Raw genomic sequence first — 16867 nt, forward strand, 5'->3', positions numbered from 1 at the left:
TTTTTTACGCGCCAATAAAAAACGCGCGCTGGGTTCGAATCCAGCGCGCGTTTTCTATTCGGGAACAGCGGCTTACTTGTTCGACGCGATACGCTGCTGGATATGCTGCGCGCGCGCCGCCGATGCCGGATGCGAGCTGAGCATGCTCGACTGGCCGCCTTCGAGCTTCGCGATCTTGTTGAACGCCGTGACGAGGCCGGACGGATCGAGGCCTTTCTTCTTCTGGATATCGAACGAATAGTCGTCGGCTGCCGATTCCTGCGTTTGCGAGAACTGCGCGTTGATCAGCTTCTCGGAGAAATCGCCGAGCTGCGATGCGGAGATCGCGCCCGCGACGCCGCCCGCCGAGGTCGCCACCGACCGCAGCGCCGACGTCGCATACGCGACCTGCATCGCCTTCTTCGTGTGGCCGAGCGCGACGTGCCCCATCTCGTGACCGACGACGCCGCGTACTTCGTCGTCCGTCATCATGTCCATCAGGCCGCTATAGACGCGCACGCAGCCGTTCGCCATCGCCCACGCGTTGACGTCCTTCGTAACGTAGACCTTGTAGTTGACGGGCACGCCGTTGATGTCGCCGCCGAGTTGCGCGGCGATCTTGTTCAGGCGCTTCGTGTACGGGCTGCCGGCGCCCGCGATCTTGTTTTCCGAATCGAGCTGCGCGCACGACTTGTCGGACAGCGTGCGCACGTCGCCATCGGAGAGCGACGCGGCCTGAAACGCCTGCGAGCCGGATTGAACGAGAGAATTTGGATCGAGGTTCATCCCCGAACAGGCGACGAGCACGCCACACACGGCGGCAGCGAGAGCTACGCGGATTGTTTTCATGTCGAAGGTCTCTTGACGGTTGTTATCGATGGTCATGCGCGATCGACAGGCGCCCAAAAGCAAAAACGCCTGACGGGCAGGCGTTTTTAACATGCTGAAAGGCGTCTTCGTGGAAAACGAAAGATTCCTTAACATTCCATCAGTGCGACTCGACACTAGCGCGTGGCATCGATGTTTGCCGACTCGCCGCGGATCGCCGTGTGCCGTTCAGGTCAATGCCGTGTCAGTGAACGACTGACGCTGCGACAGCTTCTGATAGTGCTTGTCGAGATTCGGATGCTGCTCGCGCCAGTCGAGTTGCGGCATGCGGAAGTCCAGATAGCTCAGCGCGCAGCCCACGGCGACGTCGGCGAGCGTGTAATGATTGCCCGCGCACCACGCCTTCGAGCCGAGTCCGCGCGCCATCGCCTTCAGGCCATCGTCGATCTTGTGACGCTGGCGCGCGACCCACGCTTCGCTGCGATGCGCTTCGTCGCGCAGCACGCCCTCGAGACGTATCAGCACGGCGGCATCCATCATGCCGTCGGCGAGCGCTTCCCAGCAGCGCACTTCGACGCGCTCGCGGCCCGACGGCGGCACCAGCTTGCATACAGGCGACAGTGTATCGACGTAGTCGCAGATCACGCGCGAATCGAACACAGCCGCGCCGTCTTCCATCACGAGACACGGCACCTTGCCGAGCGGGTTGTAGTCGTGAATGGCCGTATCCGCGGCCCAGACGTTTTCGAGTTCGAGCTTGTAGTCGATTTTCTTTTCGGCGAGCACGATCCGCGCCTTGCGGACGAATGGGCTCGACAGCGAACCGATGAGTTTCATCACATCCTGCCTCTTTTGAAATTGGCCGAAAGTATACGTGCGTCGGCGGGCATTCGCAGATTTTCAATGCAGCGCGCGGCGCGTTGCCGGCTTTAAGGCCCTGCTTCAAGGCCCCGTTTCAAGACGATAGACAGCTTGCAACAATGCCGGCTGCGCGCGCGCCCGTCTACCTGGCCTGTCGGCCAGGCGTTCGCGTATCGATGTCGGGCGGCCGTCGCCGTCGATAGTTGAGGCGTGGATGGCTGACACGTGGTTGCCGTTTCGAGCCACGCCGGTCACGCGCGAGGTCCTGGCGGAAGCGATTCCAGTTGGGCGATACAATCGCAGCATTGCATTGCGGCGTCGAGACGTCGCGAGATTGCCTCGCGCGCCGCCATCCAACCCGCATGATGAACCCGCCGACCGAACTCATGACCGATCTGACTCCGGCTAACGACATCTACCGTCAGCGCCGCGCGCGCGTGCTCGATGCGCTGCGCGCGACGGGCGGCGGCGTCGCGATCGTTCCGACCGCGCCCGAAGTCCTGCGCAACCGCGACGCCGACTATCCGTACCGGCACGACAGCTATTTTTATTACCTGACCGGCTTCACCGAACCCGAAGCGATGCTCGTGCTCGACGCCAGCGCGAAGCAGAACGAACCCACGGCAATCCTTTTTTGCCGCGCGAAGAACGCTGAGCGCGAGACGTGGGAAGGCTTTCGCTTCGGCCCCGAAGCGGCGCGCGAAGCATTCGGCTTCGACGCCGCGTTCGCCTTCGATGACATCGACGCGCAGTTGCCGCGCATCATCGCGGACAAGCCGGCGCTGCATTACGCGCTTGGCTCGTCGGAAGCGCTCGACGGCAAGGTGCGCAACTGGCTCGACGCCGTGCGCGCGCAGGGCAGAAGCGGGGTCGTCGCGCCGTCGGCCGTGCACGATCTGATGCCGCTGCTCGACGACATGCGCCTCGTCAAGGACGACCACGAACTGTCGATCATGCGCCGCGCCGCCGCGATTTCCGCGAAGGCGCACCGGCGCGCGATGGCCGCATGCCGCCCCGGCGTGCGCGAATACGAACTCGAAGCCGAACTGCTATATACGTTCCGCAAGTACGGCGCGCAGGCTCCCGCGTATGGCTCGATCGTCGCGGCGGGCGCGAACGCGTGCGTGCTGCACTACCCCGCCGGCAACGCCGTCGCGCAGGACGGCGATCTGATCCTGATCGACGCGGCGTGCGAGCTAGACGGCTACGCGTCTGACATCACGCGCACGTTTCCCGCGAGCGGCCGCTTTACGCCCGCGCAGCGCGAAATCTACGACATCGTGCTGGCCGCGCAGCAGGCCGCCATCGACGCGACGCGCCCGGGCGCCAGCTTCGACGCGCCGCATCAGGCCGCCGTGCGGGTGCTCTCGCAAGGGCTGCTCGACACGGGCATTCTCAGGCGCGACCTGTTTGCGGGCGTCGACGACGTCATCGCGGAACGCGCATACACGCGTTTCTACATGCACCGCACAGGCCACTGGCTCGGGATGGACGTGCATGACGCGGGCGATTATCGCGAGCGCGGCGTGAGCGCCGATGAAAACGGCGCGCTGCCCTGGCGCACGCTGAAGCCGGGCATGACGCTGACGGTCGAACCCGGCCTGTACATCCGCGCCGCCGACGATGTGCCCGAAAAGTACTGGAACATCGGCATTCGCATCGAGGACGACGCGATCGTCACGGCAACGGGCTGCGAGCTGATCACGCGCGATGTGCCCGTCGACGCGGACCAGATCGAAGCGCTGATGCAACAGGCGCAATCCGGGCAACAGGCGCAGCCGGCACGCGAGGCGGGCGCCGCCTGAGCGCAAGGAACACACAAGAAGATGAACGATGTCCATCAGACGGCCACGAACGCGCCGCTCGTCCTCTCAAGCACGCAGCCATTCGACTACGACGTGACGATCGTCGGCGCGGGGCCTGTCGGTCTGGCGCTCGCGGGCTGGCTCGCACGACGCAGCGCGACGCAACAGCTGTCGGTTGCGCTGATCGACGCGCGCGAGCCGGAAGACTCGATTGCCGATCCGCGCGCGATTGCCGTGTCGCACGGCAGCCGGATGATCCTCGAACCGCTGCGCTGGCCCTCCGACGCCACCGCGATTCAGCGCATCCACGTATCGCAGCGCGGTCACTTCGGGCGCACGCTGATCGATCACGCGGAACACGGCCTGCCCGCGCTCGGCTACGTGCTGCGCTACGGCTCGATCGTCCACGCGCTCGCCGAGGCCGTGCGCACGACACCCGCGCACTGGTTCAAGTCGACGAAGGCCCAACCGCCGCAGCAACTCGAAGACGACGACGGCGTGCTGCTGCCGATCGAAAGCGCGCATGTGACGCGCACGCTGCGCACGCGCATTCTCGTGAACGCCGAAGGCGGTCTCTTCGGCGAACAACAGGCCGGGGCTGGTGCGACGCGCGATTACGGGCAGACGGCGCTGGTCGGCACGGTGACGCTGTCGGCGCCTCAGCCGCATGTCGCGTGGGAGCGCTTCACCTCGCAAGGCCCGATTGCGCTTTTGCCGATGGGCGGCGTACGCGGCGCGGACTACGCGCTCGTCTGGTGCTGCGCGCCCGAACAGGCGGCGCGGCGCGCGCAATTGTCCGACGAAGATTTCCTGCGCGAACTCAGCGCCGAATTCGGCGACCGGATGGGCCGTTTCACGCAGATCAAAGGACGCGCTGCGTTCCCGCTTGGCCTCAATACCGTCGATACGCTCGTCAAGGGCAGTGTCGTCGCGATCGGCAATGCGGCGCAGACACTGCATCCCGTCGCCGGACAGGGATTGAATCTCGGGCTGCGCGACGCCCACGCGCTCGCCGACGCGCTGTCGCATTACGGCGCGACGCGCAGCGCGCTCGCGGCCTTCGCGCGCCGCCGCGCGCTCGACCGGCGCATGACGATCGGCGCCACCGACACGCTCGCCCGCCTCTTCACGATCGACTTTCCGCCACTCGCGACGCTGCGGGGACTCGCCCTCACCGCGCTCGAATTCGTGCCGCCCGTGAAGACGGCCCTCGCCCGGCAAATGATGTTCGGACAGCGCCGCTAGGCGTCCCGAAAAACGCGTGAAAGTGGCCGCCGTTCTATGAACGCGGCCACTTTCATAGAAGATTTAATGAGTTGCCACATGGGCCGCTGCGTCAGGCTCTAGTGCGTTAACGCTAAAATAGACGTTTTCCCTCGTATTTCGCGGTACGCGACGTGCGCTATTTTGAGCGCATCGAACGTTCGCCGCCGATGTCCGCCATGCCCACTCTCGGCTCCCACACACTGCGCAACAACCTGTTCGTCGCCCCGATGGCGGGCGTGACGGACCGGCCGTTCCGCCAGCTCTGCAAGCGCATGGGCGCGGGGTATGCGGTGTCGGAGATGGTGGCGTCGAACGCGCAGTTGTGGAAGAGCGAAAAGACGATGCGCCGCGCGAATCACGCGGGAGAAGTCGAGCCGATCGCGGTGCAGATCGCCGGCGCGGACCCGCAGATGTTGGCCGAGGCCGCGCGCTACAACGTCGCGAACGGCGCGCAGATCATCGATATCAACATGGGCTGCCCGGCCAAGAAGGTCTGCAATGTCGCGGCCGGGTCGGCGTTGCTGCAGAACGAGCCGCTCGTGCAGCGGATCGTCGAGGCGGTGGTGGGCGCAGTCGGTATCGGCCCGGGCGCCGTGCCCGTCACGCTGAAGATTCGCACCGGCTGGAACCGCGAAAACCGGAACGCGCTGAACGTCGCGCGGCTCGCCGAGAACTCGGGCATTTCGATGCTGACCGTCCACGGCCGCACGCGCGCCGATCTGTACCGCGGCGAAGCTGAGTACGAAACGATTGCCGCCGTGAAGGCCGCGGTAAAGATTCCCGTGGTCGCGAACGGCGACATCACGTCGCCGCAGAAGGCGCGCGACGTGCTGGCCGCGACGGGCGCGGACGCGATCATGATCGGCCGCGCGGCACAGGGACGCCCGTGGCTCTTCCGCGAGATCGAGCATTTCCTGCGCACGGGCGAACTGATGGAAGCGCCGCGCATCGACGAAATCCAGCGGGTGATGAACGAGCATCTGGAAGATCACTACGCGTTCTACGGCGAATTTACGGGCGTTCGGACTGCGCGCAAGCACATCGGCTGGTACACTCGCGGCCTTTCCGGCGCCAATGTGTTCCGCCATCGCATGAATACGCTGGACACGACGCGCGAACAGCTGCTCGCCGTCAACGAATTCTTCGACGCGCAAAAGGCGATTTCGGACCGCCTCGTGTACGTCGGCGACGAAGTCAACAACAACGGCGAGCAGGACCAAACCGACCGACTAGCAGCATGAGCAAGCACAATATCGAACAATGTGTCCGCGACAGCCTGGGTATGTACTTCCAGGATCTCGACGGCTCCAATCCGCACGATGTCTATGACATGGTGATTTCGTGTGTCGAAAAACCGATGCTCGAGGTGGTGCTCGAGCAGGCCGGCGGCAATCAGTCGCTGGCAGCCGAGTATCTCGGCATCAACCGCAATACGCTGCGCAAGAAACTGCAACAGCACGGCTTGCTGTAGTTTCAGCGCCCTGCCACGCCTTTCATCGGCTTTTGTTCCCATCATGATCAAGCAAGCGCTCATCTCCGTTTCCGACAAGTCCGGCATCGTCGATTTCGCGAAATCGCTGTCGGACCTCGGCGTCAAGATCCTGTCGACGGGCGGCACCGCGAAACTGCTCGCGGATGCCGGCCTTTCCGTTACCGAAGTAGCCGATTACACGGGCTTTCCGGAAATGCTGGATGGGCGCGTGAAAACGCTGCACCCGAAAGTGCACGGCGGCATCCTCGCCCGGCGCGACTTGCCGGAGCACATGGCCGCGCTCGAAAAGCACAGTATTCCGACCATCGATCTGCTTGTCGTGAACCTGTATCCGTTCGTGCAGACCGTGTCGAAGGAAGAATGCACGCTGGAAGACGCGATCGAGAACATCGACATCGGCGGCCCGACGATGCTGCGCTCGGCAGCGAAAAACCATCGCGACGTGACGGTCGTCGTCGACCCGGCCGACTACGCGAGTGTGCTCGAAGAAATGCGCGCGAACGGCAACAAGGTCGGCTACAAGACCAACTTCCGTCTCGCGACCAAGGTGTTCGCGCACACCGCGCAGTACGACGGCGCGATCACGAACTACCTGACGAGTCTCACGGAAGAACTGCAGCACCGCGATCGCAACACGTACCCGGCCACGCTCAACATGGCGTTCGAGAAGGTCCAAGACCTGCGCTATGGCGAGAACCCGCACCAGAGCGCCGCGTTCTACCGCGACATCGCGGTACCCGCCGGCGCGCTCGCGAACTATCGCCAGCTGCAGGGCAAGGAGCTGTCGTACAACAACATCGCCGACTCGGATGCCGCGTGGGAATGCGTGAAGACCTTCGACGCGCCCGCCTGCGTGATCATCAAGCACGCGAACCCGTGCGGCGTGGCCATCGGCGCGAACGCGCACGAAGCGTATTCGAAGGCTTTCCAGACCGATCCGACGTCGGCGTTCGGCGGCATCATCGCGTTCAATCGCGAAGTGGATGAAACCGCCGCACAGGCAGTCGCGAAGCAGTTCGTCGAAGTGCTGATCGCGCCTTCCTTCACGGAAGCGGCCAGGCAGGTGTTCGCGGCCAAGCAGAACGTTCGCCTGCTCGAAATCGCGCTGGGCGAAGGCCACAACACGTTCGATCTGAAGCGTGTGGGCGGCGGACTGCTGGTTCAGTCGCTCGACGCGAAGAACGTGCAGCCGCACGAACTGCGCGTCGTCACGAAGCGTCACCCGACGCCGAAGGAAATGGACGACTTGCTGTTCGCGTGGCGCGTCGCGAAGTTCGTGAAGTCGAACGCGATCGTGTTCTGCTCGAACGGCATGACGATGGGCGTCGGCGCGGGCCAGATGAGCCGCGTGGATTCGGCGCGCATCGCCAGCATCAAGGCGCAGAACGCTGGACTGACGCTGTCGGGTACGGCCGTGGCGTCGGATGCATTCTTCCCGTTCCGCGACGGTCTCGACGTGGTCGTTGCGGCAGGCGCGACGTGCGTGATCCAGCCGGGCGGCTCGATGCGCGACGACGAAGTGATCGCCGCCGCCGACGAGCACAACATCGCGATGGTCGTGACGGGCGTCCGCCACTTCCGCCACTGATCGGCTGACCCGCTTCTTCTGGAACGGCCCGGCGGTTTGCAACTGCCGGGCCGTTTTGCATTTGATTCGTTGTAGTATCGCAGGCACTGAACACGCACGGCACCTATGAGAATTCTCGGCATCGACCCAGGCTTGCGCGTCACGGGCTTCGGCGTGATCGATCTGTCCGGCCACCAGCTCAGCTATGTGACGAGCGGCGTCATCAAGACCGCCGATGCCGATCTGCCGACCCGGCTCGGCACCATCTTCGAAGGCATTTCGACGCTGATCCGCCAGCACGCGCCGGACCAGGCGGCAATCGAAAAGGTGTTCGTGAACGTCAATCCGCAATCGACGCTGTTGCTCGGCCAGGCGCGAGGCGCGGCGATCTGCGGGCTGGTGTCGGGCGGCGTGCCCGTCGCCGAGTACACGGCGCTGCAGTTGAAACAGGCCGTGGTCGGCTACGGACGCGCGACCAAGGAGCAGATGCAGCAAATGGTCGTGCGGCTGCTGAGCCTCTCGGGCATCCCCTCCACCGATGCCGCCGATGCCCTCGGCATGGCGATCTGCCATGCGCACGGCGGCGGCACGCTGAGCACGCTGGGCGGCATCGCACCCGCGCTGGCGAAGAAGGGATTGCGGGTGCGGCGCGGACGGCTGGTGGGTTGATCCTCACAACGCACGACGCTTGAAACAACACACACGACGGAGGGTTTGACGGCTAGCAGGCCCGGCTCGCGAAAGCTGTTCCCGCTGCGCTACACTCGCGCTTTCCCTCACGATAGAACCCGCCATGATCGGTCGCATCGCCGGCGTCCTGCTGGAAAAGAATCCGCCTCACCTTCTGATCGACTGTAACGGTGTCGGCTACGAAGTCGATGTGCCGATGAGCACGTTCTACAACCTGCCATCGACAGGCGAAAAGATCGTGCTGCTCACGCAGATGATCGTGCGCGAGGATGCTCATCTGCTGTACGGCTTCCTCACGCCGCAAGAGCGTTCGACGTTTCGCGAGTTGTTAAAGATCACGGGCATCGGCGCGCGCATGGCGCTTGCCGTGCTGTCCGGCATGAGCGTGCAGGAACTATCGCAAACAGTGACGATGCAGGACGCCGCGCGCCTCACGCGCGTGCCTGGCATCGGCAAAAAGACGGCGGAGCGGCTCCTGCTCGAACTAAAAGGCAAGCTCGGCGCCGACATTGGCGCGATGGCGGGCGCGGCGTCGCCGTCCGATCATGCGTCCGACATCCTGAACGCATTGCTGGCATTGGGCTACTCCGAAAAAGAAGCGCTGGCTGCCATCAAGAACGTGCCGGCGGGCACGGGTGTTTCCGAAGGCATCAAGCTTGCGTTGAAGGCGCTGTCGAAGGGCTGAGCGGGCCTTCACAGCGGCGATGCGTGAAGCTTCGCACGCCGCCTGTGTACGCGCACCCTGGCCGTTCGGCCAGGTCGTCGAACGGGTCACGCGCGGTACAATGCCTGCATGATCGAACACGACAAACTCGCCGCCGAACGCATCATCGCCGCCACGCCCGTGTCGCCGAATGAAGAAGCATTCGAGCGCGCGTTGCGCCCGCGCCAGCTCGATGAATACGTCGGCCAGGAAAAGGTGCGCGGCCAGCTGGAAATCTTCATCGAGGCGGCGAGGCGCCGCTCTGAATCGCTGGACCACGTACTGCTGTTCGGGCCGCCGGGTCTCGGCAAGACGACGCTCGCGCATATCATCGCGCGCGAAATGGGCGTCAATCTGCGGCAGACGTCGGGGCCTGTGCTCGAACGCGCGGGCGACCTCGCCGCGCTGCTGACGAATCTCGAAGCCAACGACGTCCTCTTTATCGACGAGATTCACCGGCTGTCGCCCGTCGTCGAGGAAATCCTGTACCCGGCGCTCGAGGATTATCAGATCGACATCATGATCGGCGAGGGCCCCGCCGCGCGCAGCGTGAAGCTCGATCTGCAACCGTTCACGCTGGTCGGCGCGACGACGCGCGCGGGCATGCTGACCAACCCGTTGCGCGACCGCTTCGGAATCGTCGCGCGGCTGGAGTTCTACAACGCAGAGGAGCTGGCGCGCATCGTCAGCCGCTCCGCATCGTTGCTGGGCGCGCAGATCCATCCGGATGGCGCGCTGGAAATCGCGAAGCGCTCGCGCGGCACGCCGCGTATCGCGAACCGGCTGCTGCGCCGCGTGCGCGACTTCGCGGAGGTGAAGGCGGATGGCAAGATCACCGCCGAGGTCGCGGATGCGGCGCTGAAGATGCTCGATGTCGACCCGGTCGGCTTCGATCTGATGGACCGCAAGCTGCTCGAAGCGATCCTGCACAAGTTCGATGGTGGGCCCGTCGGCGTCGACAATCTGGCGGCAGCCATCGGCGAAGAGCGCGACACGATCGAAGACGTGCTTGAACCTTATCTGATCCAGCAAGGCTTCCTGCAGCGGACGCCGCGCGGACGCGTGGCGACGCTGCTCACGTATCGACACTTCGGCCTCGCCGCGCCGGATTCGGCGAACCCGGTGAGCGGGCTGTGGGATCCAGAGCCGAGCTAAGCGGCTCCTCGATGAAAAGCACGGCGCGTGACGTTGTGCATAGTTCTTATCGTCGAGGCCGTGTCGATCAGCTTTAGCGCGCCGCTTCGGGCGCCTTCTTGAAGCTGTCGTCTTCACTGCGCCCGTCGAGGTGCGTGACGTCGGCCCATGTCGCAACTGTCGCGCGCCCATCTGCGTAATCGACCACGTTCACGCTCGTGTTCAGCAGCGCGTAGTTGCGTGGCGCGTCCAGCGCCAGCCCGTTCGCGAAGCGATACACGCAATCCAGCACGCCACCATGCGCGACACAGGCGATACGCCCGTCCGGATGCTCGGCGACGATCGGTTCGATCGCGTGCAATACACGGTGATAGAACACACGCTGCGATTCGCCCTCGGGTGGCGAGAAGCCCGGATCGCGCGTCTGCCATTGCGCGTACTCATCGGGAAAGCGCCGCGCGATCTCGTCGCTGTCATGTCCCTGGAACGCGCCGTAGTTGCGCTCGCGCAACCCTTCACTCAGTCGCAACGGCAAGCCGAGCGCGTCTGCAAAAGGCCGAGCCGTTTGCTGCGCGCGCAACAGATCGCTCGAATAGACGGCATCGAGCCGCGCGCCGCCTCGAGCCTCGCGTGCGAAACGTTCGGCAAGACGCTCGGCCTGTTCGACACCGCTCGCCGCGAGCGGAATGTCGATGTGCCCTTGAATCCGCTTGATGCGGTTCCAGTCGGTTTCGCCGTGTCGGATGAAGAGGATTTGTGTGGCCATGGAATCGACGTCGCTAGACGATGTGAGGCTGGGCGAAATGGAACGCGCGCTCAGGCCCGGGTCTGCAGCCAGAACGTGACGGGCCCGTCGTTGACGAGCGACACCTGCATGTCCGCGCCGAATTCGCCCGTTTCGACGACGGGGTGCTTCGCGCGCGCCGCCGCGACGAAGTAATCGAACAGGCGCTTGCCCTCGTCGGGCGGCGCAGCGGGCGTGAAACTGGGACGCAGGCCGCTGTTCGTGTCGGCCGCGAGCGTGAACTGCGAAACCAGCAACAGGCCGCCCGCGCGGCCCGCGCCGTCGATATTCTGCACGGGCAGGTTCATCTTGCCCGCGGCATCGCTGAACACGCGGTAGCCGAGCACTTTCGCCAGCAGCTTGTCGGCGATGGCGTCGGTGTCGCCGCGTTCGGCGCACACGAGCGCGAGCAGGCCCGCGTCGATCGCGCCCGTCACACGGTCGCCGACGCGCACTTCCGCGCGCCGCACGCGTTGAATCAGCGCGATCATGCGGCGGGCGTCCGCTGCGGAATGCCGAGCGCTGCGCGGATCATCACGCCGACAGCGTCACGCGCGCAAAGCGACGCTTGCCGACCTGCACGACGAATTCACCCGCTTCGACCTTCAGCGCCTTGTCGGACACGGTCGCACCGTCGATCTTCACGCCGCCCTGCTCGATGTTGCGCAGCGCTTCGCTCGTCGACGGCACGAGACCCGCCTGCTTCAGCAGTTGTCCGATCGAGAGCGGGGCGCCCGCGAGCGACACGGACGGAATGTCGTCCGGCACGCCGCCCTTCGCGCGATGGTTGAAGTCCTCCAGCGCGCGCTCGGCGTCGGTCTGCGAGTGAAAGCGCGCGACGATTTCCTGCGCGAACATCACCTTGAAGTCGCGCGGATTGCGCCCGCCTTCGATTTCGCGCTTGAATCCTTCGATTTCCGTCATCGGACGGAACGACAGCAGCTCGAAGTAGCGCCACATCAGCACGTCGGAGATGCTCATCAGCTTGCCGAACATGTCGGTCGGCTTTTCGCTAATGCCGACGTAGTTGCCCTTCGACTTCGACATCTTCTCGACGCCGTCCAGCCCTTCGAGCAGCGGCATCGTCAGAATGCACTGCTGTTCCTGGCCGTACTGCTTTTGCAGCTCGCGGCCGACGAGCAGATTGAACTTCTGGTCCGTACCGCCGAGTTCGAGATCCGCGTTCAGCGCGACGGAGTCGTACCCCTGCATCAGCGGATACAGGAATTCGTGGATCGAAATGGGGATGCCGCTCTGGAACCGCTTCGTGAAGTCTTCGCGCTCGAGAATGCGCGCGACGGTGTAGCGCGACGCGAGCTTGATCATGCCGTCGGCGCCGAGCGGCATCGACCATTCGCTGTTGTAGCGAATTTCCGTTTTCGCGCGGTCGAGCACGAGCGCGGCCTGTTCGAAGTACGTCTTCGCGTTCGATTCGATCTGCTCGCGCGTGAGCGGCGGCCGCGTCGCGTTGCGGCCGGAAGGATCGCCGATCAGCGACGTGAAATCGCCGATCAGGAAAATCACCGTATGACCGAGGTCCTGCAACTGGCGCATCTTGTTCAACACGACGGTGTGGCCGATGTGGATGTCGGGCGCCGTCGGATCGAGACCCAGCTTGATGCGCAGCGGCGTGCCCGTGGCCGCGCTCTTCGCGAGCTTTTGCGCGAACTCCTCTTCGATCAGCAGTTCATCGACGCCGCGCTTCGTGACTTCGAGCGCGTGGCGGACTTCATCGGTGATCGGGTAGGCGGAATTGGGCTTGTCGGTGGACTCGGTGCTCATGCTGGAACGGGAGATCACAAAAAGGGAGATTGTCCCATAGTTGCGGGACATTGCGCCCTCATCTCACGCGAAACGCGCCCAACTCGCGTCGCAATACGGCGCGCGCCGAGACGGCACGCGCTCGCGCGCGACCCCGCCCGGTTGTTTCGCGCCGCAGCATTGAGCGACAATCGTCGTGGACGGCGCACCCGAGGCGCCCCTGATGCGCGACGAACGACGATGGGAGGAGCAGACGTGGCGAAAGACACAGCAGACGGCGTGTACTTCGGATTGATGTCGGGCACGAGCATGGACGGTGTCGATGGCATTGCGGTCGAGTTCGCGAAAGGCAAGGCGCCCGTCGTGCGGTCCCAGGCTTTCGTGGGCTTTTCGGAGGGCCTGCGCGACGCGCTGTTCGCCCTTCAGCAGCCCGGTGACAACGAAATCGAGCGCGAAGCACTGGCCGCGAATGCATTGGCCGCGCGCTACACGGTGTGTTGCCACGAGTTGCTGCGAGCGGGCAATCTGTCGGCCGCCGATGTCCGCGCAATCGGCGTGCACGGACAGACGGTGCGGCACCGGCCCGAAAAGGGCTACACGCGGCAGATCAACAACCCGTCGCTGCTGGCGGAAATGACGCATATCGACGTGATCGCCGATTTCCGCAGCCGCGACGTCGCGGCGGGCGGCCAGGGCGCGCCGCTCGTGCCCGCGTTCCACGCGACGGTTTTCGGCGCGCAGAACGAGACGCGTGTGGTCTGCAATCTGGGCGGGATCAGCAATATCACCATCCTGTCGGCGAACGGTGCCGTGCGCGGCTTCGATTGCGGCCCGGCGAACGCGCTCCTCGACGAATGGGCGCACCGGCACCTGCACAAGCCGTATGACGAGAACGGTCAGTTCGCGGCGACGGGCCAGGTGCATCGTCCGCTGCTCAATGCGTTTCTCGACGAGCCGTTTTTCGAGGCGCAGCCGCCGAAAAGCACGGGCCGCGACCTGTTCAACGCCGAATGGCTTGACGCAAGGCTACAAGAATTCGCCGGCGTAAGCCCCGCCGACGTCCAGGCGACGCTGGTCGCGTTGACGGCCGTGAGCGTCGCGCGCGAAATCGAGCGTCATGCGCCTGATTGCAAGGCCGTGTATATCTGCGGCGGCGGTGCGCGCAATCCGGAAGTGATGAAAGCACTGGAGGGTGCGCTAGCCGAGAGCGGCTGCAGCGGCGTGCCCGTGCTGACGACGGACGCGCTTGGCGTGCCGCCGCATCAGGTGGAGCCGCTGGCGTTCGCGTGGCTGGCGATGCGTTGCATGGCGCGCGAGCCGGGAAATCTGTCGTCGGTGACGGGCGCGGCCGGCGAGCGCGTGCTGGGCGCGATTTATCCGCGCTGATGCTTCGTTTTTCGTTCTGAGGCGTTTTCGCAACGTGAAGGCGAGGCGAAAAATGAAAAACGGGGCCGAGGCCCCGTTTCCTGTGCGGCTTTGCGCGAAGTAGGCTGCCGATTACACCGAGAACGACGAACCGCAACCGCAAGTAGTGGTCGCGTTCGGATTCTTGATGACGAACTGGGCGCCGTTGATATCGTCCTTGTAGTCGATCTCCGCGCCGACCAGATACTGGTAGCTCATCGAGTCGATCAGCAACTGGACGCCGCTCTTGTTCATCACGGTGTCGTCTTCGTTGATCGCTTCGTCGAACGTAAAGCCGTACTGGAAGCCCGAGCAGCCGCCACCCTGCACGAACACGCGCAGTTTGAGGTCCGGGTTGCCTTCTTCGTCGATCAGTTGCTTGACCTTTTCTGCCGCTGCGTCGGTAAAGACGAACGGGGCCGGCATCTCGGTCACAGGGGTGTCGGTCACTGCGTTCATACGAACTCTCCAAAATGGCTTCTAGCCACTATTGTATTGCTGATCCCAATATCGTGCTAAAGCCCATGAAATCAATAGGTTCTTAGGCGGAGGACGCCGGTGCAAAACCGTGAGCCATATCCTCCCACGGCCGGGAGCGATGCGATCCATCCGCGCGGCGAAAAAACAAAAAAGCCGCCTTCGCATGTGCGTTGGCGGCCTTTTGTTGCAGGCTCTGCCCGAAAACAGAGCCGGCGCGAAACGATTAACGCTTCGAGAACTGCTTGCGGCGACGTGCCTTGTGGAAACCGACCTTCTTACGCTCGACTTCACGTGCGTCACGCGTCACGAAGCCTGCGTTCGACAGAGCCGGCTTCAGCGTTGCGTCGTAGTCCATCAGCGCGCGCGTGATGCCGTGGCGAACTGCGCCTGCTTGACCCGTTTCACCGCCGCCCGACACGTTGACCTTGATGTCGAACGTCGAAGCGTGGTTCGTCAGTTCCAGCGGCTGACGCACGATCATCAGCGAGGTTTCGCGCGAGAAATACTCGGAGATGGGCTTGCCATTGACGACGATGTCGCCCTTGCCTGCCTTGATGAAGACACGTGCAACGGCGCTCTTGCGGCGGCCCGTACCGTAATTCCAGTTACCGATCATGTGGGCTCCCCTTAGATCTCGAGCGCCTTCGGCTGTTGTGCCGAGTGCGGATGCGTTGCGTCTGCGTAGACCTTCAGCTTCTTGATCATCGCGTAGCCGAGCGGGCCCTTCGGCAGCATGCCCTTGACCGCCTTCTCGAGCGCGCGGCCCGGGAAGCGTTCCTGCATCTTGCCGAACGTCGTTTCATAGATACCGCCCGGGTAGCCCGAGTGGCGATAGTACTTCTTGTCCGTGGTCTTGTTGCCCGTGACCTTCAGCTTGCCGGCGTTGATAACGATGATGAAATCACCGGTGTCGACGTGCGGGGTGAACTCAGGCTTGTGCTTGCCGCGAAGACGGTGTGCCACTTCGCTGGCGACACGGCCGAGAACTTTATCCGTCGCGTCAATCACGTACCATTCGCGCGTCACCTCATGGGCTTTTGCGGAAAACGTCTTCATGATCGATCCAAAAAATAGTGCTGCGCCCTGTGTTTTTTCCTGCTTGTAAGTGCGCATCGAGGCGCGTGCAGGCTCTCCCTGTTTTTCCTCCGCGGGCACGAATGCGGAAAAGCTATGAATTATAAAGGAATTTGCCGCGAGGAGTCAAAGCGTCCGCAGTGATCGAAAAACTAGGGACGAAAAAAAGCCCGAACTAGCGGTTCGGGCTTAATCCACCTTAGGAGGAGGGTGGAGGAGACATGCGGAGATTGCCGAACTTCGACAATCAATGAACAGATTATATGTGCAGCGCTTGTGCAACGCAAGAGTATTTGCAATGTGAAATCCGATTTCATGATTTGGAATTTGCGTGGCTGAACATCTATTCGAAATAAATTATTTAAAAACAGATGGTTATCCATCAACCGCAGGAACGTTTTTCAAACGGCACTAGAGCGGATCACCTAATTTCGTCGGTGCTATCCCTTACGCGCACGGCATGCTGCGATGCAGCATACCACTCTTTTCTCGCATAAGCTGCTGACGATGTCGCTCCGGGCGAGCCATCACCCATAGGGCTACAATGATGCGTTTCTCATTCAAGGCCAGCGAGCCGGAGTACACGCATGGAATGCAAAGTCAGCTGGATGGGTCAGGACGGCATGGCATTTGCCGCCGAAACGGGCAGTGGCCACCTAGTTGCTATGGACGGCGCGCCTGAAGGCGGCGGCCGTAATCTGGCGCCGCGCCCAATGGAAATGGTGTTGCTCGGCACGGGCGGCTGCACCGCGTACGACGTCGTGATGATCCTGAAGAAGAGCCGTCAGGAAATCATCGGTTGCTCGGTGACGCTGAAAGCCGAGCGCGCCAGCGAAGACCCGAAGGTCTTCACCAAGGTCCACTTCCATTTCACGGTGACGGGCAAGAACCTGAATCCGGCCACCGTCGAACGCGCGATTAATCTGTCGCACGACAAGTACTGCTCGGCGTCGATCATGATCGCGAAGACGGCCGAACTGTCGCATTCGTTCGATATCGTCGCGGCCTGAGTCCGAGCCGACGGCTGGACGCGCCGAAG

Annotated in this window: 18 protein-coding genes; 10 read left to right on the plus strand and 8 right to left on the minus strand. The window is 63.4% G+C overall.

Features of this window, described 5'->3' with window-relative positions:
* Window positions 1-72: 72 nt before the first annotated feature.
* A complete protein-coding gene (locus AABE10_RS24420; RefSeq protein WP_342935798.1) occupies window positions 73-828 on the minus strand; it encodes a M48 family metallopeptidase in 756 nt (251 codons plus the stop codon).
* A gap of 207 nt (window positions 829-1035) precedes the next feature.
* Entirely contained in the window at window positions 1036-1644 is a 609-nt protein-coding gene (locus AABE10_RS24425; protein ID WP_342935799.1) for a glutathione S-transferase C-terminal domain-containing protein, read from the minus strand.
* A 389-nt stretch (window positions 1645-2033) separates the two neighbouring features.
* On the opposite strand from AABE10_RS24425, the gene AABE10_RS24430 reads away from it, so the two are divergent.
* From AABE10_RS24430 to ruvB, 8 genes are all read left to right on the plus strand, one after another.
* Entirely contained in the window at window positions 2034-3473 is a 1440-nt protein-coding gene (locus AABE10_RS24430) for an aminopeptidase P N-terminal domain-containing protein (RefSeq protein WP_342935933.1), read from the plus strand.
* Window positions 3474-3494: 21 nt separating this feature from the next.
* Window positions 3495-4718 carry a UbiH/UbiF/VisC/COQ6 family ubiquinone biosynthesis hydroxylase gene (locus AABE10_RS24435; RefSeq protein ID WP_342935800.1) on the plus strand — a complete coding sequence of 408 codons (1224 nt, stop codon included), beginning with the start codon at window positions 3495-3497 and terminating at the stop codon, window positions 4716-4718.
* 197 nt (window positions 4719-4915) lie between these two features.
* On the plus strand, window positions 4916-5980 hold the full coding sequence (dusB, locus tag AABE10_RS24440; protein WP_342935801.1) for a tRNA dihydrouridine synthase DusB: 1065 nt from the start codon (window positions 4916-4918) through the stop codon (window positions 5978-5980).
* Window positions 5977-6210 (plus strand): Fis family transcriptional regulator, encoded by a 234-nt coding sequence (locus tag AABE10_RS24445; protein WP_087739738.1) that lies wholly within the window; start codon window positions 5977-5979, stop codon window positions 6208-6210. The genes dusB and AABE10_RS24445 overlap by 4 nt, the downstream gene beginning before the upstream one ends.
* Window positions 6211-6253: 43 nt before the next feature.
* Complete coding sequence (gene purH / locus AABE10_RS24450) at window positions 6254-7819, plus strand: bifunctional phosphoribosylaminoimidazolecarboxamide formyltransferase/IMP cyclohydrolase (protein WP_342935802.1); 1566 nt, start codon at window positions 6254-6256, stop codon at window positions 7817-7819.
* A gap of 105 nt (window positions 7820-7924) precedes the next feature.
* Window positions 7925-8467, plus strand: a complete 543-nt coding sequence (ruvC, locus tag AABE10_RS24455; protein ID WP_342935803.1) for a crossover junction endodeoxyribonuclease RuvC — start codon at window positions 7925-7927, stop codon at window positions 8465-8467.
* A 124-nt stretch (window positions 8468-8591) separates the two neighbouring features.
* Window positions 8592-9173 carry a Holliday junction branch migration protein RuvA gene (gene ruvA / locus AABE10_RS24460; RefSeq protein WP_342935804.1) on the plus strand — a complete coding sequence of 194 codons (582 nt, stop codon included), beginning with the start codon at window positions 8592-8594 and terminating at the stop codon, window positions 9171-9173.
* A gap of 108 nt (window positions 9174-9281) precedes the next feature.
* Complete coding sequence (ruvB, locus tag AABE10_RS24465; RefSeq protein WP_342935805.1) at window positions 9282-10346, plus strand: Holliday junction branch migration DNA helicase RuvB; 1065 nt, start codon at window positions 9282-9284, stop codon at window positions 10344-10346.
* Between the two features lie 73 nt (window positions 10347-10419).
* Here the strand turns inward: ruvB and AABE10_RS24470 are convergent, their stop codons facing one another.
* The 3 genes from AABE10_RS24470 to tyrS are packed head-to-tail and all read right to left on the minus strand — an operon-like array spanning window position 10420 to window position 12891.
* Window positions 10420-11091: a histidine phosphatase family protein gene (locus AABE10_RS24470; RefSeq protein ID WP_342935806.1), complete on the minus strand. Its 672-nt coding sequence runs from the start codon at window positions 11089-11091 to the stop codon at window positions 10420-10422.
* A 50-nt stretch (window positions 11092-11141) separates the two neighbouring features.
* Entirely contained in the window at window positions 11142-11600 is a 459-nt protein-coding gene (gene dtd, locus AABE10_RS24475) for a D-aminoacyl-tRNA deacylase (RefSeq protein ID WP_342935807.1), read from the minus strand.
* A gap of 43 nt (window positions 11601-11643) precedes the next feature.
* Entirely contained in the window at window positions 11644-12891 is a 1248-nt protein-coding gene (gene tyrS / locus AABE10_RS24480; RefSeq protein ID WP_342935808.1) for a tyrosine--tRNA ligase, read from the minus strand.
* Window positions 12892-13125: 234 nt separating this feature from the next.
* Here tyrS and AABE10_RS24485 point away from each other — a divergent pair, with 234 nt between their 5' ends.
* Window positions 13126-14256: an anhydro-N-acetylmuramic acid kinase gene (locus AABE10_RS24485; protein ID WP_342935809.1), complete on the plus strand. Its 1131-nt coding sequence runs from the start codon at window positions 13126-13128 to the stop codon at window positions 14254-14256.
* 111 nt (window positions 14257-14367) lie between these two features.
* On the opposite strand, the gene erpA is transcribed toward AABE10_RS24485, so the two are convergent.
* The 3 genes from erpA to rplM form a co-directional block, all read right to left on the minus strand.
* Window positions 14368-14733 carry an iron-sulfur cluster insertion protein ErpA gene (gene erpA / locus AABE10_RS24490; RefSeq protein ID WP_087739746.1) on the minus strand — a complete coding sequence of 122 codons (366 nt, stop codon included), beginning with the start codon at window positions 14731-14733 and terminating at the stop codon, window positions 14368-14370.
* A 244-nt stretch (window positions 14734-14977) separates the two neighbouring features.
* Window positions 14978-15370 carry a 30S ribosomal protein S9 gene (gene rpsI / locus AABE10_RS24495; protein ID WP_087739747.1) on the minus strand — a complete coding sequence of 131 codons (393 nt, stop codon included), beginning with the start codon at window positions 15368-15370 and terminating at the stop codon, window positions 14978-14980.
* An 11-nt stretch (window positions 15371-15381) separates the two neighbouring features.
* On the minus strand, window positions 15382-15810 hold the full coding sequence (rplM, locus tag AABE10_RS24500) for a 50S ribosomal protein L13 (RefSeq protein WP_087739748.1): 429 nt from the start codon (window positions 15808-15810) through the stop codon (window positions 15382-15384).
* A 605-nt stretch (window positions 15811-16415) separates the two neighbouring features.
* Here rplM and AABE10_RS24505 point away from each other — a divergent pair.
* Window positions 16416-16838 carry an OsmC family protein gene (locus AABE10_RS24505; RefSeq protein ID WP_087739749.1) on the plus strand — a complete coding sequence of 141 codons (423 nt, stop codon included), beginning with the start codon at window positions 16416-16418 and terminating at the stop codon, window positions 16836-16838.
* The last annotated feature ends 29 nt before the right edge of the window (window positions 16839-16867 follow it).

Origin of the sequence: Paraburkholderia diazotrophica (assembly GCF_038900755.1) — a bacterium.
Taxonomy (GTDB): domain Bacteria; phylum Pseudomonadota; class Gammaproteobacteria; order Burkholderiales; family Burkholderiaceae; genus Paraburkholderia; species Paraburkholderia diazotrophica_A.

What these genes read in the sequence shown, in the direction of transcription:
- AABE10_RS24420 (WP_342935798.1), bottom strand. Translation starts at nt 828, where the DNA reads ATGAAAACAATCCGCGTAGCTCTCGCTGCCGCCGTGTGTGGCGTGCTC.
- AABE10_RS24425 (WP_342935799.1), bottom strand. Translation starts at nt 1,644, where the DNA reads ATGAAACTCATCGGTTCGCTGTCGAGCCCATTCGTCCGCAAGGCGCGG.
- AABE10_RS24430 (WP_342935933.1), top strand. Translation starts at nt 2,034, where the DNA reads ATGAACCCGCCGACCGAACTCATGACCGATCTGACTCCGGCTAACGAC.
- AABE10_RS24435 (WP_342935800.1), top strand. Translation starts at nt 3,495, where the DNA reads ATGAACGATGTCCATCAGACGGCCACGAACGCGCCGCTCGTCCTCTCA.
- dusB (WP_342935801.1), top strand. Translation starts at nt 4,916, where the DNA reads ATGCCCACTCTCGGCTCCCACACACTGCGCAACAACCTGTTCGTCGCC.
- AABE10_RS24445 (WP_087739738.1), top strand. Translation starts at nt 5,977, where the DNA reads ATGAGCAAGCACAATATCGAACAATGTGTCCGCGACAGCCTGGGTATG.
- purH (WP_342935802.1), top strand. Translation starts at nt 6,254, where the DNA reads ATGATCAAGCAAGCGCTCATCTCCGTTTCCGACAAGTCCGGCATCGTC.
- ruvC (WP_342935803.1), top strand. Translation starts at nt 7,925, where the DNA reads ATGAGAATTCTCGGCATCGACCCAGGCTTGCGCGTCACGGGCTTCGGC.
- ruvA (WP_342935804.1), top strand. Translation starts at nt 8,592, where the DNA reads ATGATCGGTCGCATCGCCGGCGTCCTGCTGGAAAAGAATCCGCCTCAC.
- ruvB (WP_342935805.1), top strand. Translation starts at nt 9,282, where the DNA reads ATGATCGAACACGACAAACTCGCCGCCGAACGCATCATCGCCGCCACG.
- AABE10_RS24470 (WP_342935806.1), bottom strand. Translation starts at nt 11,091, where the DNA reads ATGGCCACACAAATCCTCTTCATCCGACACGGCGAAACCGACTGGAAC.
- dtd (WP_342935807.1), bottom strand. Translation starts at nt 11,600, where the DNA reads ATGATCGCGCTGATTCAACGCGTGCGGCGCGCGGAAGTGCGCGTCGGC.
- tyrS (WP_342935808.1), bottom strand. Translation starts at nt 12,891, where the DNA reads ATGAGCACCGAGTCCACCGACAAGCCCAATTCCGCCTACCCGATCACC.
- erpA (WP_087739746.1), bottom strand. Translation starts at nt 14,733, where the DNA reads ATGAACGCAGTGACCGACACCCCTGTGACCGAGATGCCGGCCCCGTTC.
- rpsI (WP_087739747.1), bottom strand. Translation starts at nt 15,370, where the DNA reads ATGATCGGTAACTGGAATTACGGTACGGGCCGCCGCAAGAGCGCCGTT.
- rplM (WP_087739748.1), bottom strand. Translation starts at nt 15,810, where the DNA reads ATGAAGACGTTTTCCGCAAAAGCCCATGAGGTGACGCGCGAATGGTAC.
- AABE10_RS24505 (WP_087739749.1), top strand. Translation starts at nt 16,416, where the DNA reads ATGGAATGCAAAGTCAGCTGGATGGGTCAGGACGGCATGGCATTTGCC.